This is a genomic window from Chitinophaga sp. ARDCPP14 (assembly GCF_051362515.1).
GTDB lineage: Bacteria > Bacteroidota > Bacteroidia > Chitinophagales > Chitinophagaceae > Chitinophaga.
Genome location: NZ_JBKIXB010000002.1, coordinates 232384 through 258645, shown reverse-complemented (window position 1 = coordinate 258645; position 26262 = coordinate 232384). Strand labels below are relative to the sequence as shown.

Sequence of the window (26262 nt, the reverse complement as noted above, 5' to 3'; positions counted from 1 at the left end):
GGACTGATATCTTCCTCTATAGATAAAATAAAGGTCATCAGATCGAATCAATAAGTGCTGAAAGAACATCTCCCAATATGCTTATCCTTTGTGCTGTTTCTTCTTCCAGTTTATTAACGTCTAATTTCCAATGGCTGCTTTTATGTTGTTCAAGCACCGTTTTCATTTTATCTGCGAGGTCAGCATGATCATTTACCTGGAAAAAAGTTACCAGCGGATCATTGATTTCTTTATTAATATCTATATCAGAGATGATGGCTGGCTTTGAAAAGGCAATAGCGTCATAGGTAGCTCCGCCACCGGGTCCACCTTCGAAAAGAGTGGGCTGTATCAGCGCTACTGAATGCAATAACAGCTGGATCTGATCGGGCTTTGAAATGTACCCCAGGAAAAATACGTTGTCTTCAATTCCTAAATCCCGGATTTCTTTTTTCAGCGAGTCAAAATAATCAGCGCGCCTGGAATCACCGGTATCACCTGTGCAGACGATAGCAATCCGTTCATTCGATATGGAATGTAAAATGTGCAGGGCACGGAAAGCCGTGATATGTGATTTGTGTATCCAGAACTGGTTGGAGATGATGAAATACTTATCAGGTAAGGTATACCGGTGTTTTATCTCCGTAAAATTACTGCTAAGTAATTGCCTGTTGAATAAAGGCGTAAAAGGAAGATTGGTGACTTTGGCAGTACTGTCCGGATAAAACTTTTCAATATCTTTTTTTACTGCGTATGAGTTTACAATTACATTTTTGGCGGTGTGTACAGTGTTGCCAAATTGTACTTGCCGGTGTTTAATTTCTTCAGGGGTGAAAAACTGTGTAAGATATTCATGCTGGAAATCGTAGATGTAGCCCACCCAGGGAATATCAATATCCGGGTTTACAGCCTCTATGCAGGGAATGAGCAGGTCAATACGGTGTTGCTTTACGGCTTTCTTTAAACTTTTCTTATAGGTAACACTTTTCGCTTCCTGGCTAAACTCCTTAAATAAATTCCGGTGATCGCTGAATTGCCTGGGGGCATTATTTTTTTTATTTGCGGTTAAGCTGAAACGTGACAAACTTCTTCTTACCCTATCCCTGAAGCTTAAATGATCAGGTAGTAATATGACTACCTCATATTTCTTTGTATCAAGAATACTTCGAATGATCATCCTGAGAAAATCAATTCCACCTCCCCATCCGATAAAGCCTGCAGCATGTATGCCTATTTTCCTTTTCTGCATAACCTCAAACGGTTTCCCTGTTTTTATAATAGTCAAGAATGAGATTAGAGATGTAGGTGATCTCTTCAGAAGTCAGTTCAGGGAAGCTTGGAAGATTGATACCTCTCCAGCCTAAGTCTTCGGCTACGATATGTCTTTCATATTTACCGGAGTACATCGGCATGGTGTGGGCGGGATAAAAGAGTGGTCTTGTTTCAACGCCGGCCTTTTTAAGGACGTCCCGCAATTCGTCCCGTTCATCGGCATTTTTTACCAGGATGGAGCACATCCAATAGGAATGAAAAGCATTTTCAGCTTCGGCATGAAAAGTAACACTGCTGCCGTTAAAGGCATGTTGGTATGCTTTTGCAATTTCTCTTTTTCGGGTGATGATTTCTTCCACCCTTGATAGCTGTGCCACTCCGATGGCCGCACAGATGTTTGTCATGCGGTAATTATAGCCAATCACATCATGCCAGTACTCCCGGTGCTTAGCCAGCCCCTGGCCTTTGAAATGCACCATGCGGTCGTAAAGGGTCTGGTCGTTTGTTACTACCATGCCGCCTTCGCCTGTCGTGATTGTTTTATTACCGAAGAAACTGAAGGTAGAAATATCGCCAAAGGTGCCGGCGTACTTGTTTTTGTATTTGCTGCCAATGGCTTCTGCGCAGTCTTCTATGAGAAAAAGGTCATGCGCTTTACATATAGCAGCCAGTGTATCCATTTCACAGGGATGTCCGTACAAATGAACCGCAATCACTGCTTTGGTTTTGCTGGTGATCTTTTTCTTCACGTCTGCCGGGCTGATCTGCCAGGTTTCTGCTACTGAATCAACGAAAACGGGTGTGGCGCCGGTATAGGCGATGGCGTTTACAGATGCGATGTAGGTTAAAGTAGGTACTATCACTTCATCTCCGCTGCCAATACCCAATGCTACCAATGCCAGGTGCAGCGCAACGGTGCCGTTACAAACAGCTGCTGCATGATCCATACCTAAATAGTCAGCAAACCCCTTTTCAAATTCGGTGATGAATTTTCCTTTGGATGAAATCCAGGTAGAGTCCAAACACTCGAGCACATTTTTCTTTTCCAGTTCTCCTAAAGAAGGCCGGTAAACAGGTATTTTATAATTATTCATGGATAATTATTATCAGGATGAATGATTTTAACGGGTATTCAGCGACCAATTAGCACTTTATGGATTCCCGTGGCTTAATGAAATTCAGGATATACATTTACTTCTAAAAAGCCCCTGAAAATCGCTTGCAAAGCTAAACATTAACATACAAATAAACGCTTTCCTGCTGTAAAAATCGCTTTGTTGAATATGTTTTTTATTATATGCAATGCTTCACGAATGCAGTGGCAAGTCTCGATTTTCAGCACCGGGCATAGAGAGATAAAACTTTCCGTTATGGAAGGGCTATAAAAATAAGCTACCGGCAATCCTGGAAGTTGCCGGTAGCTTACAGATTAATAGTATGTCCTGGTAATTATGGATGAACAGGGAGTTTTTCCTGCTGCTGCTTCCATTCTTCCAATGCCGCGATCTTCTTATTCTGTTCTATCAGGTACAGCGTTAATTCCTCTACTTTGGCCAGCAACTTCTTATTCATCTCTCCTACATCTATACCTTCTTTTTCTACTTCGGCTGCAGAAGGAATGCCTTCCAGGTGCTGGTTGGAGCGCACATAGCGTTCTACTTCCGCTAAAGAAGGAAGCTGATAACTTTGATGGAATACATAATCTGCCCAACCAGCCTGGGTTACTCTTACCCGCTGGGCGGTAATGGTGCCTTTAACGGAAAGCTCCGACTGTGGGGTATATGTTCCGATGCCAACGCCAACATCGGTAATAATGAGCGTTTTTTGATTATTTGCTGTGGTACCTCCAACAAGCAGCACAGGTAGATATTTTGTGGCTCCCGGTGTCCGGTCAAAGCCAATGAATGATGCCCGTCCGCCAGACATCCCTATTTCTGCAGCAGGGCCGGTTCCGTTGGCGGTATACCAACCTTTAAACCTGCCTTGTCCTTCCCAGTCGGTTGCTCCCATGCCGTCAATTCTGCCAATCTGCGTAGTACCTCCATAAAATTTAAAGCCCTGGGTGTTTAAAGCTGCAGGGATGCCAAACCACATATGACTATTTTCCATCCCGATGTCCCAGCCGGAAGTAGTAGCATTCAATGGGGAATTCCACAAAATAACTTTACTGCCAATACTCCGCGTGGTAAAGGAAGGCCCGGCTAAGCCCACTGCATTGAAGCTTATATTATTGGAAGTAGCATTCGACATCAGGAAGGTACCAGTTGTATTCTGTACCTGTGCACTGGCTACCTGGAGTATACCGCCACCGGCTTTTGGTACCAGATTAACATTGCCATTGTCACTTGCAAGATAAACATCCTTATTAGTTGTACTCCCCAAACCTACGAATCCATCCCTGGTGGTATTGTCGCTTTGCATAAATTGCAGATAGGATGCGTTAGCGGTGGTACCAGTACCCTGTATTTTAGACCCGTTGGCAGCAGTAAGATTATTAACAATAACATTACCGGTTGCCCTTTCTATGGCTAGTCCGGTTCCCAGGAAAGCGCCAGTGTTTGAATACCGGAATAGTCTGAAATCAGCGCCCGCATTGGAAGCCCCCTCAGCCCCAATAAAGCCCTGGGTCCATCTGAGATTAGCAGGCGTATTACCGTCGCCGGTGTACATGTAGAAGTGGGACGTTCCTGTGGCACTTGTGCCTGCCGTCGTTTTCAAGGTGTTAGATTGCGCTGTTCCGGAAATGTAGAAATTTGACGAAGGCTGCAGCGTAGTCTGATTGTTAATATAGGTTTGCGCGTGACCTACCGATACGGTACCTGTTAGCAATAACAGCGATGATAATGTTTTTTTCATAGATTAAATCAGGGATGGGTTAATCGTTAAATCCGGTACTTTAATTTTCAGGTGACTGGTGTCGTCCGAAGTTAATAAATGATTCAGATATTGCAAACTTCAAAAGGCTGCTGGGATCAAATGAAAAACGCCCAATTCCAGTTATACTGCAATTGGGCGTTGATGTAGTAGCCTCGTCAAGAATCGAACTTGAATCTGGAGCTTCGGAAACTCTTATACTATCCATTGTACTACGAGGCCATAAAACTCGCGCAAATCTACATTTTCTAATGTAGAATCCCAAATTGCATTAAAGATTGATATTACTTTTAAAGATTTTTACGGCAATAGCCAGCAGGATCACCCCGAAAAATTTACGGAGTACCATCAGCCCGGCCTTGCCCAGCAAGCGTTCTATATAGTTCAGGCTACGGAGCACCAGGTATATGATTACCAGGTTGAGGCAGATGCCTGCCAGGATATTATATTGCCCGAAGTTGGCCTTGAGCGACATAATCGTGGTCAGGGTACCGGATCCGGCGATCAGCGGAAAAGCAATAGGTACCACGCTGCCGGCTTTGGCATCAGGGTCTGTTTTAAAAAACTCCAGCCCCAGGATCATTTCCAGCCCGATTACAAATATTACGATAGAACCCGCTACAGCAAAGGAGTGTACGTCTACGCTCAAAAGTTTAAGGAAAGGTTCCCCTACCAGCAGGAATAAAATCATCAGGAAACCCGATGCCAGCGTGGCTTTGCCGGCATCTATGTGTCCGAGCTTTTCCTTCAGGGACACCAGTACCGGGATAGAGCCAACAATATCAATCACTGCAAATAACGTAAAGGTAATGGCCAGAATTTGGTCGATGCTGAACATGAATGCTATTTTGTGTAAATATAGGGAGATTGATGAACGTTTTTATCCTGGCCGCTTTCTGCTTATATTTGTTTTAATTACGTTTAGTATGACAGAGGATATCATCATTCAGATCAGTAATAAGATCAAAGAAAAGAGAAAGGCAAAAGGAATTACCATCCAGGAGCTGGCCGACAGGGCCGAGGTGAGTAAAGGGCTGATATCCCAGATAGAGAATAACAGAACAGTACCCTCCCTGCTGGTACTTATCAATATTATCAAGGCCCTCCGGCTGGACATGAACGAGTTCTTCAACGAAATCGATCAGCAAACCCAGAGCGCAAAAGTCATCATCAAACAAAAAGCCGCCTACCAGGAGTTTGAAAAAGAACCCGCCAAAGGATTTGTTTATAAAAGGGTGCTCACCAAAAATGTAAAGAATTTCCCGGTAGATATCGTGCTGCTGGAGCTGAAAAAAGGCGCCCACCGCTCACAGACAGTAAAAACCGATGCCTATGAGTATAAATATATTATCAAAGGCACCGTTGAATACCTCATCGATAATGAAAAATATGTGCTGGAAGAAGGCGACTCCCTCTTCTTCGACGGCCGCCTCGGACACAAACCCCGCAACATAGGCCCGGACAATGCACAGATCCTGGTCGTATATTTCTTCCTCGACAGCGACAAATAAGGATTACAAATACTTAACATTAAATTTAGTATAGGTTAACATTCCGGTCACATAGGATTTTGAGCTTTGCATGTAAAATAAATTATCCAAACCTACATTTACATGCAATCAAATCTACATCGGGCGCTCAAAAGGCAGCTATGCGCCATGTTATTGCTGCTGTTCATCACCCTATCTGTACATGCCCAGCAGGCAGTTACAGGAAAAGTTATCGCAGGCGACGACCGCCAGCCGGTAATAGGAGCTACCGTTAAAGTAAAAGGCGCCAACCGCGGCGCTGTTACCGATGCCGCCGGCAGCTTCACTATCTCCGCCGCCGGCACCGATGTACTCCAGGTCAGCTTTATTGGCTTCCTCCCTGAACAGTACGCACTGAAAGGCGCTTCAGATGTAACGATCATCCTTCAGCCGGATAAAAAGGCCCTCGACGAAGTGGTGGTAACGGCCCTGGGTATACGAAAAGAAGTAAAACGGGTAGGTTATTCTGTACAGGAAGTAAAAGGAGCGGACCTGATCAAAGCCAGGGAACCCAACCCGGTAAATGGTTTGGCTGGTAAGGTAGCCGGTCTCACCGTAGGCGCCTCTGCCGAACTGCTGTCGGCCCCGCTGGTATTGCTCCGCGGTAATAATATAGGTTTGTATGTAGTAGATGGCGTACCCATTAATTCTGATACCTGGAATATTTCTCCCGATGATATTGAAAGCTATACCGTACTGAAAGGGGTAACTGCTTCCGCATTATATGGCTCCCGTGGCCTCAATGGCGCCATCATGATCACCACCAAAAAAGGAACAAAAGATAAGCGCGGCCTTTCTATTGATTTTAACTCCAGTACCATGTTCGAAAAAGGATTCAATGCCATCCCAAAAGTACAGGATGAATACGGTCCCGGCGATCATGGTAAATATGCTTTTGTAGATGGTAAAGGTGGGGGAACCAACGATGGCGACTACGACGTATGGGGCCCTAAATTCGAAGGGCAGCTCATCCCTCAGTACGATAGCCCGGTAGACCCGGCAACAGGTAAACGTACCGGCACACCATGGATTGCCCGCGGTAAAAACAACCTGCAACGCTTCCTGCAAACAGGTATGCTGAGCACCAACAACATCGCGGTATCTTCCCACACAGAAAAAGCCGATCTGCGCTTCTCCCTGTCGCATTCCTATCAGAAAGGAATTGTTCCCAACACCTCATTGAACATTACCAACTTCAATATCTCCGCAGGTTATAACTTCAACCCCCGGTTACGACTGGATGCCTACATGAACTATAACCGCCAGTATTCCAACAATTTCCCGGATGTAACCTATGGCCCCAACAGTATCATCTATAACACCCTGATATGGGCGGGCGCCGACTGGAGCATGGATGATATGCGCAACTACTGGCAGCCAGGCAAAGAAGGTATCCAATCTATTTACGCGGAATATCAACGTTATCATAACCCCTGGTTCATGACCTACGAATGGTTACGCGGCCACTATAAAACAGACGTAAACGGGTATGCAAAACTGAACTATAAGTTCAGCGATAAGCTGGAACTGCTCGCCCGCACACAAATCACTACCTACGACCTGATGAGGAATGAAAAAGTGCCTTTCTCCGCACACCCTTATGGTCGTGAAGAAGGAAAAGGCGATTACCGGGAAGACAAACGCAGCATGTTTGAAAACAACACCGATGTACTGTTGTCTTACACCAATACCTTTCCCCATAAAATAGGCATCCACGCTTCTGTAGGCGGTAATGCACGTTCTTACAGGTATAACTCCAGCTACGTGTCTACCGGTTACCTCAATGCGCCGGGATGGTACGGATTTGCCAACAGCCGCGATCCATTGTTTGCCACCAACTACTATGCACCTATGCTGGTATTGAGCGCGTATGGTTATATAGATATCGACCTGGGGAAATATGCTACCATCTCCCTCACAGACCGTATCGATAAAGCCTCCAACCTGCCAATACAAAACAACGTATACTCTTATCCATCCGTTGCAGTCAGCACCGTATTGTCGGATTATATCCAGCTGCCGGAAGTGGTTTCCTTCCTGAAGCTGCGCGGCTCCTATGCTAACGTAAAAGGCGGCTTTACGCAGGCTACCATCGGCGCTACACCGCTGGCTACCTACCCGCTCGGATATGGTTCTGAATACCAGTCGTCTTATGACGGTCCTATCTACAATACTTCTTTCTATAATGTGGCCCCGGTTTACCAGAACCAGGCAGGCGCCTATATTTCACAAACGATCGCTAATCCCGACCTGAAACCATTTGCCAGCAAGGTGGTGGAAACAGGCGTGGATATCCGTTTCCTGAAAAATCGTATAGGCATAGACGGTACCTATTTCACCAGTGAGAATGGCCCGCAGATTTACGATGTAATTATTCCAAGTGCAACCGGCTATGCAAAGAACCGTATCAATGGCGTAAACACCCGTAAAACAGGCTACGAAGTATCACTGAATGGCAGTCCGCTCAGAAACCCGAATGGTCTTAACTGGAACGTAACCGCCAACTGGTCTACCTTTCAGGAAAAGTATACTAAGATCTACGACGGGGAAGATAAGCTGAACGCCTTTGTAGGCGTGGGCGACCGGGTAGATAAAATCTATGGTACCACCTTCGTGAGAGCAGCCGACGGACAAATCATTAACGGTTCGGATGGCCGCCCGGTGGTGAATCCAACGCAGCAGTTTCTCGGTAACGCCAGCGCCGACTGGGTTTGGGGTATCAACAACAGTTTCAGTTATAAAGGCATCAGCCTCAGCTTCCAGTTCGATGGCCGCGTAGGTGGCAACATGATCGATTATATCCAGCAGCAAACTTTCCGTGGCGGACGTAATATCCTTACCACAGAAGGCGCAATGGGAGAGGCCCGCTACCAGGATTATAAAGGCGTAAAATCTTACCTGGGCCAGGGCGTGGTAGTGAGCAACAACGTACCTATCCAGTATGACAACAACGGTAATGTTACCAACTACGATAAACTGCAGTATGAAGGAAACACTACCAAAACATTCCTGCAGGATTATATCAGCGTATACTACAGAACAAACGAAGCTAACCTGATCAGTAAAACATTTGCAAAACTGCGTGAGGTAACCATTGGTTACGCACTGCCGCAAACCATACTGAGAGGCACTTTTATCAGATCAGCTAATATATCTTTTGTAGGCAGGAACCTGCTCTATTTTGCAAAGAATAAAGATGTGGATCTCGACCAGTATCCGGGTGCGGACCAGGGCGCTTCTACCCTGCAAACACCTACTACAAAGAGATATGGCTTTAATATCAATCTCAGCTTCTGATCTGTCACTTTAAAACAATGTATTGTATGAAATCTTTCAAAATATTAACCTTCCTTGCTTTAACAGGTGCTGTACTCAGTAGTTGTAACAAGAAGTACGATGACTATGCTATCAACACCAACAAGCCTGCGCAAACGCCTCCCAGCCTGGTATTAGGCGGTGTACTGGCAGATATGAATACAGATAAACCATGGAGCAATGTGATGCGCTGGAACCAGTTCGACTGCTGTAACTATAACTATTACGGCGATCAGCGTTACGACTGGGGCGGTGCAGATCTCAACAGTTATTACAGCATGACCAACGTGCAGAAAATGGAAGTGGAAGCCACCCGTTTAGGCGGACAGGCCGTGAATCCATATTCTGCATTGGGTAAGTTTTTCCGGGCCTGGTTCTTTTATCGTATGACCAACCTGGTAGGGGATTTACCAATGAAAGATGCCCTACAGGGAAAAGATAACCTGACGCCGGCATATGATGAACAGAAGAAAGTATTTGTTCAGATCCTGCAGTGGCTCGATGAAGCCAACACACAGCTGGGACAGCAGATTGCCAACCCGGATAAAAGCAATACCGCAGAAGGACAGTTGTTGAAAGGTGATTTTTATTATGGCAATGACCTCGGCAAATGGCAGCGCGCTGTAAACACTTTCCGTTTGCGGGTGCTCATTACTTTAAGTAAGAAAGCAGCCGATGCTGATCTGAAAGTAGCCCAGCAGTTTAAAGATATTGTTAGCAATCCTGCTAAATATCCGCTGATGGAATCGGCCGATCAGAACCTGCAATTTATCTACAACAACATCAATAAATATCCATCCAACCCGGATAACCTGGGCTTCGATGCTACGCGGTATAATATGTCTGCCACCTATCTGAATACTCTGGTAGCGCTCAATGATCCGCGGGCATATATAACCGCAGAACCAGCCACTGAACAGGTGAATAAGCTGGGTAAGTCACCAGCTGATATCACTGCTTATGTGGGCGCCGCTTCCGGTGAAAGCCTGGATAATATGTCTTCAAAAATGTCTGATGTAAATAATGCAGTATATTCCGTTCGCAGCCGCAGCCGCTATTACAGCAGTTATGCCGCTGAGCCGGGCGTATTGCTTGGTTTCCCGGAGTTATGCTTTAACCTGGCCGAAGCGGCCAACCGTGGCTGGATACAGGCAGATGCAGAAGCCTGGTATAAAAAGGGGATCAAAGCCTCTCTCAGCTTTTATAGCATTCCGGCCGAAGCTGCCGGCTCCATTATTAAAACGTATGGTGGTCAACGTTATGAAGTACCGTTCGATTTTGAAAACAACTATTATAAACAAGCGAACGTGCAATATAAAGGCAACAATGCACAGGGACTTGCGCAAATCCTGACCCAGAAATACCTCGCCTTTTTTGAAAACTCGGGCTGGGAAGCTTATATCAACTGGAGAAGAACCGGCATCCCCACTTTCAGCGTAGGCTCCGGTACGGGCAACAGCGGCATTATCCCCAAACGTTTCAAGTATCCTGATTCCGACCGCTCTTCCAATACCATCAACTGGACCGCCTCCCTGAAAAACCAGTTTGGCGGCACCACAGACGACATCAACGCGGATATGTGGCTGCTGAAATAGGAAGGCGCGAATTTTGTCTTGGCTCAGGATTACGCTGATTATACTGATTAACTGGATTTTTACTTTTTGATTTTTTAAAGGATTAAGGGAGATAGAAGCGGATATATTCGTTTTCATCTCCCTTAATTATTAATCTAAAAATCCAAAAAAATCAAAAAGTAAAAATCCAGTTAATCAGTATAATCAGCGTAATCCTGAGCCAAGACAAAATCCGCCTCTGTGTTTAATAATACTTAACATTAAGTTCAGCATTTGTTAACAATTGGTTTACATTGGACTCTCACCTTTGTCCCAAACCATTTGTTTACGATGTTGAATATTACCTGGATACAGAAGCGGTTGCAGCAGGCGCATCATCTTACATTTTCATTGTATGCTGCCCTGGTGGCCTTTGGTACTTATTCCTGCATGTATGCTTTCCGTAAGCCTTTTACGGCGGGGATTTTCGAGGGCGTTACTTTCCTGGGTATTGATTACAAGATCTGGCTGGTAATTACCCAAACAATTGGTTATGCCTGTAGTAAATTTTATGGTATCCGTTTTATTGCGGAAATGAAGGGGAACAAGCGGGCGCAGAGTATTATGGTGTTGATAGGGATAGCGTGGATAGCGCTGTTTTGTTTTGCGGTGGTACCGGCGCCGTATAATATCGCATTTCTTTTTCTCAACGGGTTTCCGCTGGGCATGATCTGGGGGCTGGTATTCAGTTACCTGGAAGGCCGGCGCAGCACCGAATTTATGGGTGCGGTGTTGTCTGTCAGCTTTATTTTTTCTTCGGGATTTGTAAAGTCGGTGGGTAAAATGACGGTGGTGAACTGGCATGTAACAGAGTATTGGATGCCTTTTATCACGGGCCTTATTTTTATAGTGCCTATTATGATTTGCATATTGTTGCTGGAACAGATACCGCCTCCTACAGCAGCAGATGAGCAATTGAGAACACGCCGCGCGCCTATGAATAAACCGGAGAGAAAGGCGTTTCTCCAGGCTTTTTTACCGGGGCTGGTGCTATTGATTGCCAGCTATGTGTTGCTCACCGTATTAAGGGATATGCGGGATAATTTTGCGGCAGATATCTGGAAAGATCTTGGCTATGGCGCCCAGGCAGGCATCTTCACTCAAACCGAAATTCCTGTGTCAGTGGCTATCATTGTGATTATGGGGTTGCTGGTATTTGTGAAGAATAATTTTCATGCCTTTATGCTGAATCACTTTATTGTGATCACCGGATTCCTGGTGGCATTGATCAGTACCCTGTTATACAAGCAGCACCGGCTTGACCCGGTATGGTGGATGACTTTAACCGGCTTGGGCTTGTATATGGGATATATCCCGTTTAACTGTATTTTCTTTGAACGCCTGATTGCAGTGTTTAAATACGTCAGCAATGTGGGCTTTATCATTTATGTGGCCGATTCTTTTGGTTACCTGGGAAGTGTGCTGGTGATGCTGTTTAAAAACTTCAGTGGCATGGCTTTGTCGTGGAGCCAGTTTTTTATGGATGCAGTACTGGGCGTATCCGTTACCGGCATAGTAATGATGATAGCTTCTGCCTGGTATTTTAAAAAAAGATATGAATCAGTGAACAATAAAAGTACTTCAAACCTCGGGCGAGAAGTACAGATTGCAGCCTGACCAATGGCGGGGAATGCATAAAAAAACGGCAAATCGTGCATGCTGAATGCGCAATTTGCCGTTCGTTTTTATAACAGGAATTTAATTCGCTTTAGCGTCTGTCGCGTCAGCTTTAGTTCCTTTTTTGCCTGGTTCATCTTTGGCATCTTTAAATTCACGTATGCCGCTACCCAAACCACGCATCAGCTCAGGTATCTTCTTACCACCAAACAATAACAATACTACTAATGCTATCAGCAGTAATTCTTTGATACCTATTTCCTGCAAAAACAAAAGCGGGATGTTCAGAAAAGATGTTGTCATTATAACAGATTTTATTATGTGCTTTTATATACGGTATATGCAAACATAAAGTTAGCACGAATTACCAGTTTTTTTGTTTTTTAGGGAGATATTTAAAAATATTAATATAATTGGCTTAAAGCCAGTTGTTTACAGATTAGAAAATATCACTTTTGCCTCTCCGTTCTCTACTTGCAAATGCGAAATATGCCCATAATCCACCGAAATATCGAACGCATCCACGAGCGGCGTATCAGTCACATGCGCCACTATACAGCGGATCACCCCGCCGTGTGTAATTAACACGGTATCCCTGCCGGCGGCGGTTATTTCTTCCAGAACCTGTATACTACGGTTATATAATTCTTCATAGCTTTCCCCGCCCGGAATGTGTTCAAATACTACGTTATCGGCCCATTTGCTTAACGCATTTTTGCTGATGTTATCCCAAGGCAACATTTCCCAGTTGCCAAAATTCATTTCCTTTAGCCGGTCGTCTTTAATGTAATGGCTGCCATACAAGGCGACAGCCAGCTTCTCACAACGCTGCAAAGGGCTGGTATATACATCTACAGGGCCGGCCGGCAGGAGCGGCTTTATACGGGCTGCTTCGGTATCAAAACTGCCTGCTACATCCACGTCCGAAGCGCCATAACAAATACCACTTTCTATTGCCGGCGTGGTATGCCGGATCAGATATATTTCCATGTAAGAATACAAAAGCATAAGTAAATAACAGTTTCCGATACCTGCTGTACGGCGCCCAGGCAATCGCCGGTATAGCCGCCTATCCACTTCTGCATGAGCCGCACCATATACCAGCGGGCCAGTATCAGGGTGGGGAGGGTAAGCAGCAGGGTATAGTTATGCAGGTAAATCATGGCTGCGATAAAAGGAATAAAGCCCCATATGGCGGCTATTCCCAGGTCCGGTAAAGAAATGCCCTGGGCAATGGGCTTCGCTTTGCTGTCTTCGTTTTCCCGGACATATTTGTGGGTATATACCACCGTTACCGCTACAAAGCGGCTCAATGGCTGCGCACTTGCAATCGTGAGCATTACTTTGTAAAGCGACAGTTCGCGGAGCGACAGGTATTTAAGAGTCATGATCAGCAACAGCCCCAGCATCCCGTAAGTGCCAATGCGGCTGTCTTTCATGATCTCCAGGATCTTCTCTTTGGTCCAACCGCCGCCAAAACCATCACACATGTCGGCAAATCCGTCTTCATGAAAAGCGCCGGTTACCCATACGCCCACAATGATAGCCAGCAGAATGCTCACCATTGGCGGCGCAATGCCCCCCAGGATGTACAATACGCCTATCATAATTGCACCGGTTATCCATCCTATCAACGGGAGATAGCGGGTAGCTTTGCTGAGCATCTCCGGGGAGTAGGGGATATTAACGGGAACGTGTATACGCGTATAGAACATGATAGCGGTTAGCAATAGCTGCCACTGTTTTTTCATATAGTACGGTTTGATACCTGAGCACTGTTAAAACTGGCCATTTCTTCCAAAAAAGCTACCGCGCTGCGAATCAGCGGGATGGCCAGGGCCGCGCCGGTGCCTTCTCCCAAACGCATGTCCATCTGTAAAAGCGGCGTTACTTCAAGATGCTGCAGCATGGCTTTATGCCCTTTTTCTTCAGAGCAATGGGCGAAGATGCAATAGTCTTTCACCGCAGGTTGCATTTTCACGGCGGCCAGCAAAGCGGCGGTTACAATAAAGCCATCTATTACTATCAGCATTTTCAAGGCCGCAGCCTGCTGGATGGCGCCGCAGATCATGGCAATTTCAAAGCCGCCGAATGTAGCGAGGGCCTGCTCCGGCGATGCCGGCGAGGCATGTTTAGCCATTACCTGTTGCAGAATGGCCCTTTTTTGCGCCAGTTGCTGCGTGTTGCTGCCAGTGCCGGCGCCGGTGCATTCGGCCACCGCTATGCCGGTAAAGTGGCTCATCAGCAACGATGCTGCGGAGGTATTACCGATGCCCATTTCTCCAAAACCAACCACATTGCAACCTTTTTCGTGGAGCAGCTTTACCTCGGCGGCGCCCGCCTGCATGGCCAATTTACACTGGTCCAGCGACATGGCCGGCATATGCAAAAAGTTTTGCGTACCCATACCCATTTTACGGTCTTTCAATTGCGGATGCGGCGCAAACTCATGATTTACCCCGGCATCTACTACTGTCAGGTCCAGCTGATGCTGCCTGCAAAACACGTTGATGGCTGCGCCGCCATTCAGAAAATTATACACCATCTGCGCGGTAACGGCTTGTGGAAAAGGATTTACCTGTCCGTCGGCGGCGATGCCATGATCGCCTGCAAATACAATGATAGCGGGGTTCTTCACGGAAGGCGTCAGTGTATTTTGCACCAGGCCGGCCTGTAACGCAATTTGTTCCAGTCTGCCCAGCGATCCGGGTGGCTTGGTCTTCTGATCTATCTTGTCCTGTAAGGCAGTTCTCAGCTCGGGTGATACAGGTGTTATCCGGATATCATTCATCATGAGGAATTTTTTTACGCGTCTTTTTTAATTACAACCGGAATGCCGGAAACCATCAGGGTAACGGTGCCGGCTATACGGGCAATGTACTGGTTCACCCAACCCTGTAAGTCTGTAAACTTGCGCCCCGCTTCCGTTTCGGCATGCACGCCCATTCCAATTTCATTGGTCACAATAATAAAAGTACCTGCTTTCTGGTGAAGTGCGTGTATTTCTGCCTGGATGGCCTGGAGGGTATTATCGGTATGGTAATGATGTTCAGTAAAGAAGTTGGCGAGCCACAGGGTAATACAGTCGATCACTACGGTATGGCCGTCCAGCGGGAGCCGGCTTACATACAGCTCTTCTTCATAGTTCACCCATGCGGATCCTCTTTCTGCTTTATGCCGTTGTATGCGTTGTGCAAAGTCATCGTCCCATACTTTGGCGGTAGCCACATATACCGGGTGAGCGCTTTGTGATAAGGCCAGCTCCTGTGCGTACCTGCTTTTACCCGAACGGGCGCCGCCTGTAATTAAGTGAAGCATAGAAAAGCTTTTAGCCTTTCCCGGTGGTTGGCTTTTTATAAGAGCCAACCACCGGAAGTTATTAGTTAAATAACGGCATTGCCGGGAAGAAGAAGCCCATGAAGTTCACGCTTTTCTTCAGGCTGCCGCTGCTGGCATCATAGATGTACAGCGTATTATCTTTATAGTTATCGCCGTAACCGGATTTTACGTCAGTTACTATGATGGTATTGTTACCGGGATTATATCTTACACCTGCGCCATACATTTCACGGCCGGCCGGAATGGTTACAAACGGCGTATTCAGGGAGTTAGGGTTCCCTACTGCATATTTGTATACTTCCCTGCCACCGGCGCCCCAGGCATTGGTTTTGCCAATGAATACGGCGTTTTCAATAGTTGATGCGCTGAGCATACCTGCATTCCATGCGCCCCATGCGCCATATACCGGGAATGGAACGGTAACGGTATCTATTTTCAGGTTGTTGGCATTAATAGCAAACAGCATGTTATTGCGGGCGGCCCAAACGGTACCATCCGGTGTGCGGGTGAAACCTACATCCGCAGGGCCTAATACTTTTGACACGCTTAAATCGGTTTTATTTAATGCCACCATACCCTGTGATTCCGACATAACGATGATGTAGCCTTCTGCTGCTACCATACCACCTACCTGTCCGGTTACGCCGGCCAGTTTACTGCCCAGGGCCAGTGTTTGCAGATTTACGGGGTATACACCATCCGCAGTGCTTATTAAACCGGTATTGCTGTTCACGCCGCAGAAGGCATTGGCAAAAGCCGGCAGCTGATCAATGCGGCCGGTTTCTTTCATGGTGCCGGGATCTGCTACCACGAAGGCGCCCTCTTTGGATACGAGGTACATTTTATTGTTGTAAATGGCGCCGTAGTCGGTGGTGCCACCGAGTTGCTTGCCGGGGTTATTACGCTTAAATACGTACTGGTAAACGGAATCTTCCCCGTTGCGGTAAAAATTCACATCGCCGCTTTCCTTACCATACTGGCCTTCATTTACCAGGAAAAAACCATTTTCAAATTTGCCCAGCACCTTGATGCGGTAATAGTAGGTGGCCAGTGCGTTACCGGAAATTATTTTATAAGAGATGGTATAATCACCCCTTTCTGCTGCGGTGAAAGTATAGGTAGAATCGGTGCTTACCTGTACGCCATTTACCAGCCAGAGAAAAGTAGGGTTCTTCACCTCTGCCAGTTGCGGGCTTAACACCCGGGTGTCGCCAATATAGATGGTGTCTTTGCCGTCTTTTAAGCCCGGAGCTACAATCTGTGGTACAATTACTTCTGCCTCATTATCTTTGGAACAGGAGGCTAGTCCTGCAATAGCGAATACTGCTGCAATAAAGGAAACCTGAAATTTGCGTGAAATGCTGCGCATGTGTTGTGATTTATTTTCGTATGTCTTGTTTTCGTATGGGTATTACAGTTAAACTGTAGCCAGGGTGCTAATACAGAAATGCTATGCAGAAGAGAGAAATAGTGAATCCCTATAATAATTTAGAGATTTAGAGTCAGACAAATGTGTTCATCTGCCTGAGCCCAAATCTCTAAAAAACAAATGTAAAAATATTATTGAGCAAAACGCAATCTGCGTTTAACCAGTTCGAAGCTGCCAAAGAAAATGCTGCTGTAAACGATATTGCCTACCAGCACATACCACATGTAAGGGATCGCCTGGATATAGCAGCTTGCTAATCCGGCGGCATCTTTGGTGTACGGTAATCCGGTGAGCAGGTTGGTAGAACCGCTTACCCACACGCCGAAGTTGGACACCAGGAAGTGCAGCAGCGCTGCGCCTGCAGAACCCATCAGGATGTTGGCCACGCTTGCTTTCTTGATTAAAAGCTGACCCAGTAATACGATCAGCACAAAGCTGGCGTAGTTCCATACCCAGCCCCTGTACAGCAAGCCTTCTGCATATTGCTTATGGAAAACCTGCATCAGGATAATGTCGCTCACAAACAGCGTCAATAAAGGAAAGGCGTATGATTTCCACTTCTGCGAAAAAGAAGCGCCGCCAAATAAAGCCATTGCGCCTACCGGCGTAAACATGGCGATTGGTTGCATGGTGGCATCTGATCCCAACACGATACGTATTACACCAGCTGCCAGTATAAACAGCAGCAGTACGCCAAACCGTGGATTAAGATTCTTTAAAGACATTATGTTGGTTTTAATGTTTACAAATTAAATACAATACCGGTATTAAAATTGAACCGGCGTGAATTATAACCCGAGATATCAAAATACTGATAATCTGTAATATTTCTGAAACCGGCGAAAATTTTAAGCAAGTTACCAAATTTATATTCACCATATAAATCCAGGGTATAATAATCCCCCATCGGTTTGGCGCCTTCAAACCGCTTATCTATGTATTTACCGGTGGCCGCCACGTACAGCGACCGGGTTGCCTGGTAACCTAAAGTGGCGTTCACCGCGTGTTTAGGTATCCGGTACAGGTTGTAGTAGGAAGAATCCTTGCCGTTCTGGTTCACCGTAACACGGCCATCCACATAGGCGTAATTGGCGGTTAGCTGCAGGGTCCTGGTAATTCTCCAGGTAGCTTCCACTTCAGCGCCATATGCCTTTTGTTTATTGGCATTACGGTACTGGCTGAAAAAGGTGACAGGATCAAAATAAAAGATCACCAGGTCGCGGGTATTACGGGCAAAACCGGTTACCCGGAAATCTATTTTGCCATCAGCCACATTGGCCTGGTAACCGGCTTCGTAATTGGTAGTGGTTTCCGGCTTCAGATCCCGGTTGCCATAGCCATTTGCATACAGCTGGTATAAAGTTGGAACGCTGTAGGCAGAAGATATATTGATAAATACCTTATGATTCGGATTAATCAGGTAAGATGGATTAATGGAGAAGGTTTCGTTATTACCATACAGGTTGTGATGATTAAACCGGCCGCCCACTTCGAGATTAAAGCCACCCATGTTACGCAGCAGGAACGAGGCGTATACGCTGATCTGGCTAGTGTGCGAGCTATCCGGCGATAACGTGGTGTTAACGATCCCCGGCATGAAGGTGCTTTCCAGGAAGTCTTTTTGATCGGTGGCGGAACGGTTATAGGCAGCGCCTCCGATCAGCCTGATCCGGCTGCTCAGGTCCAGGTTCACATAACTTTCCACCTGGTGGGTGTTGGCGGTAAACAGGGAGCTGTCGTACCGGGCATAAGCACCCACGCCTACATAGCCGGAATCGTTTAAAATATCCCGTTTGGTATGCTGGTAGCTGTATAATACATGCCAGGAGCCGTTTTTAAAGCGGTATTCACTGTTAAATCCGTTGAGCAGGTACTTTGATTTGCCGTTATAATCCGTTTCATCTTTATAGCCGCCTTCATCCAGGTCGTGGCGGTAATTGCTGTAATTCAGCAGGTAGCCGAAGTTCCAGCGTTTTCCTGCTGCCAGACCCAGTTTGGCAAAAACGCTGTTTTGCCGGAAGCCGTCTTTATCAAATCCGGCTTTATAGGTAGAGTCATAAGCATCGGAGAAGCCCCTGGTTTTTTCATGTTTATAGCTTACCAGGTAAGAGAAGCGGTTAACATTGCCATGCACATTTACATTGCCCTGGAAATCGTGATAGCTGCCATAGCTGGCACTGGCGCCCACACCAAACTTTTTACTGCCGGTTTTGCGGGTAATGATGTTGATCACGCCTGCTACTGCATTGGAGCCGTACAGGGTGGACTGGCTGCCCCGGAGTATTTCTATCCGTTCTACCTGGTCGGGGGAAATGAAGTTGAGATCAAAGGTATTATTGATCTGGGAGGCGTCGCTTACCGGCAGCCCGTCCACAAGGATCAGGGTATTACCGTTGGAGGCCCCACGCATATACACATTGGGTACTGTACCCGGGTTGTTTTCAGCGCCGTTGATGATCAGGCCGGTTTGCTGGTTGAGGATGCCGGCAATGCTTCTGCCGCTGTTGCGCTCCAGGTATTCGTGTGAAAGGATGGTAACCACCTTGCCGGTTTCCCCGGCCTTTTGCGGACCTTTAGCGGCGGTAACGGTAATTTCATTCAGCTGGCTGATACGGCTGGTATCCTGTGCGGCAGCAGCAGTATACAGCGCGGTAGATAAAAATAAGGAAGTGTAAAGTTTTAATTGCATCCGCGAAATATTAGTTGAAGGTTTATCAAAATAAAAATGCAGCTGGGACAAAGGTTAGGTTACTTTATCTCCGCTGCATTTTCAAAGGTAAATTGCCCCAGGCAATTTACTTATCCCGGCATCCGGGAAATATATTTATCCATTTCTTTGATCTGGCTTACGATCTGCGCAGTGGTAGGCTTTTGAGCTTTGGCCCTGCGGAAATATTCCTTGGCAGATTTGAAGTCGCGGCGGCTCATGGCAATAGAAGCCAGTGTTAACAGGGCTGCTGCCGTGTTTTCCTTATCCGGCAAGCCTTTCCGCATCGCAATTTTCAGGTTCTGATCGGCTGTTTTCAGGTCATTTTTCTGATAGGCGATAGTGCCCAGCTGAAAATACTGCATCCCCTCGTATTCTTTCATCGGGCTGCCGGAGTTAATGCTCTGGCGGATGGTGGATTCAGCTTTATCAAGATCATTGGAATACATGGCCATGTTGCTTTGCATAAAATAATACACAGAGCGGATGGGTTTGTACAACAGTTTCGGGAACTTTACCTGGTTCATCAGGGCGGTGGCCCTTTCAATGTCGCCGGCTTCCACGGCTTCCTGTACCATTCTCATGGGACCAAACATCACATGTGTTACCAAACATACCAGTGCCAGCACCAGCACAATGGTGGCTTCCCACCAGCCAACAGTAAGGCCCAGCGCAATACCGCCTGCCAGTAAAATAATACCGATCGGGAGGCGATATAGAATAAAAAAATTAAATGCTTTCATGAAAAAACAGTTCGTAAATCACTAATAGAGGGTGCAAAGATAAATAAAAAAAACACCTCATGGGTTTTCATTTCCGGCGTTTCAGATTCGCCATGGCGATGGCGCTTAATATGATGGCCACTCCGAGTATCTGCAGGGGCGATACGGATTCATGAAGGAAAATGGTAGCGGCCAGCATGGCCACGGGCAGCTCGGCGGCACTGAGGATGGCGCCCAGCGATACCCCCGTTTGCGGCATCCCCTTTGAAAAAAGGAAAGGTGGCAGCACGGTACCAAAAAGTGAAAGCGGAATTCCCCAGATCCACAGGCTGGTGCCGGTAAACCGGCCATTAAACAGGTACAGCGGAGGGAAGATGAGGCTGATGAGTACAAATGCGCCGGTAACGATCCAGGCGCTTTTCAGCACCGGTCCCAGCGATGCCGCTACCCGGCCGCTTACTACTATAAATACCGTATAACACAGGGCTGCCAGCAAACCGAAGCCGATACCTTTCCAGTTCAGCGCGGTTTCTGTGTGGTTAAATACGCCTCCCGCCAGCAGGGTGCCGCCAAGAATGAAAAATACTGCCAGCCATTGTATGGGGGAAGGCCGCTTTTTATAAATAATCCATTCGGCCAGCATGCTCATCCAGGTAAACTGCATCAGTAATATGATGGCAATGCTTGCCGGAATATATTGTACACTCTGATAATAAGTAATGCTTACCAATCCTGTGGAACTGCCCAGGATAAAGCAGGTACGGGCATCCCTGTTAGCCAGGCCCACTGTTTTCCTGCCGGAAAATGCCTGGATAATCCATAAAGCAAGCATGCCGAAGCCCGCCTGCACACTGCATAATTCGCCTAATGTATACCCTTGCTGATAGCCTGATTTAACGATCGTTGATAATATCCCAAAGCTGCATGCGCCAAGCAGCACAAGCAGTATGCCTTTCCACATAAGAATTGTTTTAGTGCTGCGAATGTATGTGAATTTAGCGGAGGCCATCGCCTCCGCTAAACGAGGCTATTTCTTTTTTTCAAGATTCGGTAACAAACCGGTAAGGAGCCCTATTAAAGGAAGATAGGCGCAAACCTGGTATACGTAGGAAATGCTGGTGGCATCTGCCAGGCGGCCCAGCAGGGCGGAGCCTACGCCGGCCATACCAAAGGCAAGCCCAAAAAATAATCCCGCAATCATGCCTACCTTACCCGGTACCAGTTCCTGTGCGTAAACAAGGATGGCAGAGAAAGCGGAAGAGAGTATAACGCCAATGAATACACTGAGTACCGCCGTCCAGAACAGGGTGGCATGTGGCAGCAATAACGAAAACGGCGCCACACCCAGGATAGAGATCCAGATCACATATTTACGCCCGATCCGGTCGCCGACAGGGCCGCCGATAAAGGTACCTGCCGCTACGGCAAACAGGAAGATGAACAGGTACACCTGCGAAGCCTGCGTGGAAATATGGAAGCGGTCCATCAGGTAAAAAGTATAGTAGCTGGTCATACTGGCCATGTAAAAGTATTTGGAGAAGATCAGCACCAGCAGGATACCCAATGAAAATATCACAGTGGAATTGGATAGTTTCGGCTTGTTCAGGTCCAATGCAGCTTTTTTGGGTTTGATGCGGTGTGTATTGGAAAGATACCATTTGCTGATGTTCAGCATTACCACAATCGCGAGCAAGGCGGCTATGGAAAACCAGATCACATGAAACTGTCCGAAAGGAACAATCACCATCGCCGCGAGTAGCGGTCCAAGTGAACTGCCGGCGTTACCGCCTACCTGGAATAGTGATTGCGCCATGCCGTGTTTTCCGCCGGAGGCCATATGCGCCAGCCGGGAGGCTTCCGGGTGAAACACCGCAGAGCCAACGCCTACCAGTCCTACTGATACCAGCACCATCGGGAAGCTGTGCGACAAGGATAAACATACCAGTCCAAGCAGGGAGAAACTCATGCCAATGGCCAGTGAATAAGGCTGTGGCTTTTTATCGGTGTACAGGCCCACCAGCGGTTGCAGCAGTGATGCCGACATCTGGAAGGTGAGGGTAATAAGCCCTACCTGTGTAAAATTTAATTTCAATGAATTTTTGAGTACCGGGTACATCGCCGGAATGAGCGATTGCAGGGTGTCATTCAGGAAGTGGGTAAAACTTAACGCCAATAGGATCGACAGCACCGTTTGTTGTGCTGCCTGTTGCGTGGCGGCTTTGTGCTGTTCTGGTAATGTTGTTTCCATTTCTGTTCTTTTAAGATCAGATCATCTGATGTTTAAGGGTAAAAAAATTATTTGTTCTGGTCACTGATTTTCGTTGCCCAAACCAGCGCCTTTTTGGGATCTTTATCTATAATGCTTTGCAGCAGTGCGTCGTGATAATGCTGTGTGTCAACAAAGGTATCTGTATTGGCATACCGCAGCAGGAACGACTTTTTCAGGTGCTCTGCCACTGTTTTGTACAGGTCCCGCATAATTTCATTTTTACCTGCTTCCGCTATGGCGTTGTGAAAGTTGATATCCGCCTGGATACAAAGCTCCAGCTGGTTGCCGGATGCATATTCAAAACGTTTTTTCAGGAAGCCTTTCATCTTTTCAATATCCTTGTTGTTGCGGTGCATGGCGGCTTTTTCCGCAATCTTAACTTCCAGCAGGAAGCGCACTTCATTCAGGTCTTTGAAATCGGCCCGCTGCAGCCGCTGCGATAGCGCTTCTCCCGTGCCTGATTGTGATAACACAAAGGTACCCAACCCCTGTTGTACCCGCACCAGCCCCCGGTGCGCCAGTATTTTTACTGCTTCCCGGATGCTGGAACGCCCCACGGAAAACTGTAACATCAGCTCAGGTTCTGTAGGCAACTGTTGCCCCACGGCGTATTTACCGGAAGCGATCAGTTCCTGCAGGCGGTCCGCTACCTCTTCAGCCAGGCTGAGTCGTTTTAAAGGAGAAGTATTTGTAGTCATCATATCATCTGATGTTTGCAAAGATAACAGAACTTTTTACTTTTTCATTTATTTTAGAGAGGAGGGGATAGATGGCGTGATGAATTATGCAGCTATTACTTCTGGGATACTTCTGGGATACTTCTCGGATACTTCTCAGTTACTTAGGAGTAGCGTATGTGTCGTACTCCCCATATAGTCCCCCTATAGTCCCCATATACTCCCCCTATAGTCCCCATATACTCTCCTTATAGTCCCTATACACTTCCCATACACTTCTCATACACTCATGATACACTCCTCATACACTCCCCATACACTCCCCATACACTCCCCATACACTTCCACCCCGGCTAAGTCCTGAAAAAGGTTTACACGCCTGCCCGTTAATCCTGGTTAAAGTTTACCCTACTTTCATTCATCATTTTCTGCTTTGCAAACTGTGGCAATAAGTTTATTTTGCCCGGATTGCTTATAAACATTATCTGCTATATGAGAAAATTAATACTGTCATTATCCTTATTCATCACCTTCCATGCCTATGCGCAGGATGCGCTGAAGTACCAGACTCCCCCAAAGAGTATCCTGGAACTGGCGATGGCAGCTCCTTCGCCATCAACAGACTTTAGCAGCAAAGGAGATGTGATGCTGATCATGGAGCGAACCAGTTACCCAACTATTGAAGAATTATCGCAACCGGAATACAGGCTGGCAGGAACACGTATTAACCCTGCTAACTTCGGGCCAAGCCGCGCAGGTTACATTACAGCTATCCGTATTAAAAATATTAAGGGCAACAGCGAATACGCCGTCACCGGCCTGCCTGCCAATGCGCGTATTGGCAATATCAGCTGGTCGCCATCGCAGAAAAGTATTGCCTTCACCATTACAGACAACAACCGCATTACCTTATGGAAAGCGGATGTTGCTACCGGCGCCGCCAAACAGCAAAGTACACGTGCCCTCAACGACATTGCAGGCCCGGCATTTACCTGGATCGATGATAACCGCATCCTGGCACTGGCAGTACCCGCCGCTATTGGCAAAGCACCGGAAAAACCCCTTGCGCCCGCAGGCCCCACCGTACAACAAACTTCCGGTAAAGCAGCGCCGGCAGCCACTTACCAGGACATGCTGAAAAATCCATACGACGAACAGCTGTTCGATTATTACTTTCAATCCGAACCGGTGATTATAGGCGCCAGCGGCGAACAGGTAATCGGTAAACCCGCTATTTACATCACCGCCGCTCCATCGCCGGATAATCAATACCTGCTGATGGAAAGCCTGCACCGCCCATATTCTTACCTGGTAGGCGCCCACCGTTTCCCCACGGAAGTGGAAATATGGAAAATGAATGGCGAACTGGTAAAGAAACTCGCCAGCAACCCGCTGGATGAGGTACGGCCCAAAGGTTTTGATGCTACCAGCAATTACCCCCGTTTCTTCTCCTGGCGTAACGACGCACCAGCCACTATCTGGTGGGTACAGGCCCTCGATGGCGGCGATCCTAAAAAGGAAGTGCCTTTCCGCGATGTAGTAAATACCCTGGCCGCTCCATTCAGCGCAGCACCGCAGGAATTGGTGAAAACCGTGAACCGCTTCGCGGGTATCAGCTGGGCAAATGACCAGCTGGCACTGGTGTATGACGCCAACAGCACGCAACAGAAAATAAAGGTAAGCCGCATAAACCCTGCAAACCCTTCGCAGGCGCCGGTTACGCTGATCGATCGTTCTGAAAACGACCGGTATAACGATCCGGGCACACCTGTAACAATAAAGAACCAATACAACAGGGCTGTTTTATACGTGTCGCCTTCACATGAATTGCTGATGACGGCGCCAGGCGCTTCTCCTGAAGGAGACCGCCCGTTCCTGTCTTCCTTTAATTTAAATAACGGCAAACAAAATATCCTGTGGCGCTCCGCTGCACCTTATTACGAACAGGTGGCCGATGTGATTGATCCTGCCAAACTCGTGGTAGTGATAGCACGCGAATCGGTTTCATCTCCCGTAAACTACTACCTGCAAAACCTGAAAAAGAAATCATCCGTGGCGCTTACTGCATTTCCGCATCCACAGCCACAACTGAAAGGCGTGCAGAAACAACTGCTGAAATACAAACGCAAAGATGGGGTGGACCTCACCGCTATGTTATACCTGCCGGAAGGTTACGACCCTGCCAAAGATGGCCGCCTGCCGGTGCTGATGTGGGCTTATCCACGTGAATACAAATCTGCCAGCGATGCCGCCCAGGTACGTGGTTCTGCCTACAGGTTTACCCGCGTAAACTATGGCTCGCCTATTTTTTGGGTAACCCGCGGTTTTGCGGTAATGGATGCTACCGAAATGCCTATTGTGGGTGAAGGAGATAAAGAACCAAATGATACTTTTATCGATCAGCTGGTGATGAATGCGGAAGCCGCCGTGAACAAGATCACGGAAATAGGCGTGGGTGATAAGGACCGTATAGCAGTTGGTGGCCATTCTTACGGCGCCTTTATGACATCTAACCTGCTCGCACATACGAACCTGTTTAGAGCAGGTATTTCCCGCAGCGGCGCTTATAACCGTACATTAACGCCATTCGGATTCCAGAACGAACAACGCACTTACTGGCAGGCGCCGGAAGTGTATTATAAAATGTCGCCTTTCTCTTATGCAGATAAGCTGAAAACGCCCATTCTCCTGATTCACGGGGAAGCCGATAATAACTCCGGCACATTCCCTATCCAAAGCGAGCGACTGTATAACGCCATTAAAGGCAATGGCGGCACGGCGCGCCTGGTATTCCTGCCGCAGGAAAGCCACGGCTATGCCGCTAAGGAAAGTATCCTGCATATGCTGTGGGAAATGGACGAATGGCTGATGAAATATGTAAAACAATAAATATTACCCCGTAATTTCTGTGATGATCCGC

At 47.1% G+C, this 26262-nt stretch carries 21 protein-coding genes and 1 tRNA gene; 5 read left to right on the top strand and 17 right to left on the bottom strand.

Annotation, left to right across the window (positions count from 1 at the left end):
* Nucleotides 1-37: 37 nt before the first annotated feature.
* From ACLHR0_RS05635 to ACLHR0_RS05615, 5 genes are all read right to left on the bottom strand, one after another.
* Nucleotides 38-1228, bottom strand: coding sequence for a glycosyltransferase (locus ACLHR0_RS05635; RefSeq protein ID WP_436485266.1), 1191 nt, complete (start codon nucleotides 1226-1228; stop codon nucleotides 38-40).
* Between the two features lie 4 nt (nucleotides 1229-1232).
* Nucleotides 1233-2345, bottom strand: a complete 1113-nt coding sequence (locus ACLHR0_RS05630; RefSeq protein WP_436485264.1) for a DegT/DnrJ/EryC1/StrS family aminotransferase — start codon at nucleotides 2343-2345, stop codon at nucleotides 1233-1235.
* A gap of 355 nt (nucleotides 2346-2700) precedes the next feature.
* The gene (locus tag ACLHR0_RS05625; RefSeq protein ID WP_436485262.1) at nucleotides 2701-4107 is read right to left on the bottom strand and encodes a hypothetical protein; all 1407 of its coding nucleotides are present in this window, start codon (nucleotides 4105-4107) and stop codon (nucleotides 2701-2703) included.
* Between the two features lie 168 nt (nucleotides 4108-4275).
* Nucleotides 4276-4347: transfer RNA gene (locus ACLHR0_RS05620), tRNA-Arg, on the bottom strand.
* Nucleotides 4348-4396: 49 nt separating this feature from the next.
* Nucleotides 4397-4963, bottom strand: a complete 567-nt coding sequence (locus ACLHR0_RS05615; RefSeq protein WP_111579865.1) for a MarC family protein — start codon at nucleotides 4961-4963, stop codon at nucleotides 4397-4399.
* An 88-nt stretch (nucleotides 4964-5051) separates the two neighbouring features.
* Between ACLHR0_RS05615 and ACLHR0_RS05610 the strand changes: the two genes are divergently transcribed.
* From ACLHR0_RS05610 to ACLHR0_RS05595, 4 genes are all read left to right on the top strand, one after another.
* Entirely contained in the window at nucleotides 5052-5636 is a 585-nt protein-coding gene (locus ACLHR0_RS05610) for a helix-turn-helix domain-containing protein (protein ID WP_111579979.1), read from the top strand.
* Nucleotides 5637-5738: 102 nt separating this feature from the next.
* On the top strand, nucleotides 5739-8951 hold the full coding sequence (locus ACLHR0_RS05605) for a SusC/RagA family TonB-linked outer membrane protein (RefSeq protein WP_436485259.1): 3213 nt from the start codon (nucleotides 5739-5741) through the stop codon (nucleotides 8949-8951).
* Between the two features lie 26 nt (nucleotides 8952-8977).
* Nucleotides 8978-10564 carry a SusD/RagB family nutrient-binding outer membrane lipoprotein gene (locus ACLHR0_RS05600; RefSeq protein ID WP_436485257.1) on the top strand — a complete coding sequence of 529 codons (1587 nt, stop codon included), beginning with the start codon at nucleotides 8978-8980 and terminating at the stop codon, nucleotides 10562-10564.
* 309 nt (nucleotides 10565-10873) lie between these two features.
* Nucleotides 10874-12199: a DUF5690 family protein gene (locus ACLHR0_RS05595; protein WP_436485255.1), complete on the top strand. Its 1326-nt coding sequence runs from the start codon at nucleotides 10874-10876 to the stop codon at nucleotides 12197-12199.
* An 81-nt stretch (nucleotides 12200-12280) separates the two neighbouring features.
* Here the strand turns inward: ACLHR0_RS05595 and tatA are convergent, their stop codons facing one another.
* The 12 genes from tatA to ACLHR0_RS05535 form a co-directional block, all read right to left on the bottom strand.
* Nucleotides 12281-12502, bottom strand: a complete 222-nt coding sequence (gene tatA / locus ACLHR0_RS05590; protein WP_370908531.1) for a twin-arginine translocase TatA/TatE family subunit — start codon at nucleotides 12500-12502, stop codon at nucleotides 12281-12283.
* 129 nt (nucleotides 12503-12631) lie between these two features.
* Complete coding sequence (gene cobC / locus ACLHR0_RS05585; protein ID WP_436485253.1) at nucleotides 12632-13189, bottom strand: alpha-ribazole phosphatase; 558 nt, start codon at nucleotides 13187-13189, stop codon at nucleotides 12632-12634.
* Entirely contained in the window at nucleotides 13174-13950 is a 777-nt protein-coding gene (locus ACLHR0_RS05580) for an adenosylcobinamide-GDP ribazoletransferase (RefSeq protein WP_436485251.1), read from the bottom strand. Before ACLHR0_RS05580 ends, cobC begins: the two co-directional genes overlap by 16 nt.
* Entirely contained in the window at nucleotides 13947-14993 is a 1047-nt protein-coding gene (cobT, locus tag ACLHR0_RS05575) for a nicotinate-nucleotide--dimethylbenzimidazole phosphoribosyltransferase (RefSeq protein ID WP_370908528.1), read from the bottom strand. The genes ACLHR0_RS05580 and cobT overlap by 4 nt, the downstream gene beginning before the upstream one ends.
* Nucleotides 14994-15004: 11 nt before the next feature.
* A complete protein-coding gene (cobU, locus tag ACLHR0_RS05570) occupies nucleotides 15005-15517 on the bottom strand; it encodes a bifunctional adenosylcobinamide kinase/adenosylcobinamide-phosphate guanylyltransferase (RefSeq protein WP_436485249.1) in 513 nt (170 codons plus the stop codon).
* 61 nt (nucleotides 15518-15578) lie between these two features.
* On the bottom strand, nucleotides 15579-16907 hold the full coding sequence (locus ACLHR0_RS05565; RefSeq protein ID WP_436485247.1) for a DUF5074 domain-containing protein: 1329 nt from the start codon (nucleotides 16905-16907) through the stop codon (nucleotides 15579-15581).
* Between the two features lie 191 nt (nucleotides 16908-17098).
* On the bottom strand, nucleotides 17099-17692 hold the full coding sequence (locus tag ACLHR0_RS05560) for a DUF6580 family putative transport protein (RefSeq protein ID WP_370908525.1): 594 nt from the start codon (nucleotides 17690-17692) through the stop codon (nucleotides 17099-17101).
* 17 nt (nucleotides 17693-17709) lie between these two features.
* The gene (locus ACLHR0_RS05555) at nucleotides 17710-19656 is read right to left on the bottom strand and encodes a TonB-dependent receptor plug domain-containing protein (protein WP_429042435.1); all 1947 of its coding nucleotides are present in this window, start codon (nucleotides 19654-19656) and stop codon (nucleotides 17710-17712) included.
* A 110-nt stretch (nucleotides 19657-19766) separates the two neighbouring features.
* Complete coding sequence (locus ACLHR0_RS05550; RefSeq protein ID WP_370908523.1) at nucleotides 19767-20417, bottom strand: tetratricopeptide repeat protein; 651 nt, start codon at nucleotides 20415-20417, stop codon at nucleotides 19767-19769.
* 67 nt (nucleotides 20418-20484) lie between these two features.
* Entirely contained in the window at nucleotides 20485-21357 is an 873-nt protein-coding gene (locus tag ACLHR0_RS05545; protein ID WP_436485245.1) for an EamA family transporter, read from the bottom strand.
* A gap of 66 nt (nucleotides 21358-21423) precedes the next feature.
* Nucleotides 21424-22644 carry an MFS transporter gene (locus ACLHR0_RS05540; protein ID WP_436485243.1) on the bottom strand — a complete coding sequence of 407 codons (1221 nt, stop codon included), beginning with the start codon at nucleotides 22642-22644 and terminating at the stop codon, nucleotides 21424-21426.
* A gap of 47 nt (nucleotides 22645-22691) precedes the next feature.
* Entirely contained in the window at nucleotides 22692-23366 is a 675-nt protein-coding gene (locus ACLHR0_RS05535; RefSeq protein ID WP_436485241.1) for a FadR/GntR family transcriptional regulator, read from the bottom strand.
* Nucleotides 23367-23834: 468 nt separating this feature from the next.
* Here ACLHR0_RS05535 and ACLHR0_RS05530 point away from each other — a divergent pair, with 468 nt between their 5' ends.
* The gene (locus ACLHR0_RS05530; protein WP_436485239.1) at nucleotides 23835-26231 is read left to right on the top strand and encodes a prolyl oligopeptidase family serine peptidase; all 2397 of its coding nucleotides are present in this window, start codon (nucleotides 23835-23837) and stop codon (nucleotides 26229-26231) included.
* Nucleotides 26232-26262 lie beyond the last annotated feature (31 nt).

Coding starts and splice junctions, on each gene's coding strand:
- ACLHR0_RS05605 (WP_436485259.1), top strand. CDS start 5,739: ATGCAATCAAATCTACATCGGGCGCTCAAAAGGCAGCTATGCGCCATG.
- ACLHR0_RS05530 (WP_436485239.1), top strand. CDS start 23,835: ATGAGAAAATTAATACTGTCATTATCCTTATTCATCACCTTCCATGCC.
- ACLHR0_RS05630 (WP_436485264.1), bottom strand. CDS start 2,345: ATGAATAATTATAAAATACCTGTTTACCGGCCTTCTTTAGGAGAACTG.
- ACLHR0_RS05560 (WP_370908525.1), bottom strand. CDS start 17,692: ATGTCTTTAAAGAATCTTAATCCACGGTTTGGCGTACTGCTGCTGTTT.
- ACLHR0_RS05540 (WP_436485243.1), bottom strand. CDS start 22,644: ATGGAAACAACATTACCAGAACAGCACAAAGCCGCCACGCAACAGGCA.
- ACLHR0_RS05635 (WP_436485266.1), bottom strand. CDS start 1,228: ATGCAGAAAAGGAAAATAGGCATACATGCTGCAGGCTTTATCGGATGG.
- ACLHR0_RS05550 (WP_370908523.1), bottom strand. CDS start 20,417: ATGAAAGCATTTAATTTTTTTATTCTATATCGCCTCCCGATCGGTATT.
- tatA (WP_370908531.1), bottom strand. CDS start 12,502: ATGACAACATCTTTTCTGAACATCCCGCTTTTGTTTTTGCAGGAAATA.
- ACLHR0_RS05555 (WP_429042435.1), bottom strand. CDS start 19,656: ATGCAATTAAAACTTTACACTTCCTTATTTTTATCTACCGCGCTGTAT.
- ACLHR0_RS05565 (WP_436485247.1), bottom strand. CDS start 16,907: ATGCGCAGCATTTCACGCAAATTTCAGGTTTCCTTTATTGCAGCAGTA.
- ACLHR0_RS05615 (WP_111579865.1), bottom strand. CDS start 4,963: ATGTTCAGCATCGACCAAATTCTGGCCATTACCTTTACGTTATTTGCA.
- cobU (WP_436485249.1), bottom strand. CDS start 15,517: ATGCTTCACTTAATTACAGGCGGCGCCCGTTCGGGTAAAAGCAGGTAC.
- ACLHR0_RS05545 (WP_436485245.1), bottom strand. CDS start 21,357: ATGTGGAAAGGCATACTGCTTGTGCTGCTTGGCGCATGCAGCTTTGGG.
- ACLHR0_RS05610 (WP_111579979.1), top strand. CDS start 5,052: ATGACAGAGGATATCATCATTCAGATCAGTAATAAGATCAAAGAAAAG.
- ACLHR0_RS05625 (WP_436485262.1), bottom strand. CDS start 4,107: ATGAAAAAAACATTATCATCGCTGTTATTGCTAACAGGTACCGTATCG.
- cobC (WP_436485253.1), bottom strand. CDS start 13,189: ATGGAAATATATCTGATCCGGCATACCACGCCGGCAATAGAAAGTGGT.
- ACLHR0_RS05595 (WP_436485255.1), top strand. CDS start 10,874: ATGTTGAATATTACCTGGATACAGAAGCGGTTGCAGCAGGCGCATCAT.
- ACLHR0_RS05580 (WP_436485251.1), bottom strand. CDS start 13,950: ATGAAAAAACAGTGGCAGCTATTGCTAACCGCTATCATGTTCTATACG.
- ACLHR0_RS05535 (WP_436485241.1), bottom strand. CDS start 23,366: ATGATGACTACAAATACTTCTCCTTTAAAACGACTCAGCCTGGCTGAA.
- cobT (WP_370908528.1), bottom strand. CDS start 14,993: ATGATGAATGATATCCGGATAACACCTGTATCACCCGAGCTGAGAACT.
- ACLHR0_RS05600 (WP_436485257.1), top strand. CDS start 8,978: ATGAAATCTTTCAAAATATTAACCTTCCTTGCTTTAACAGGTGCTGTA.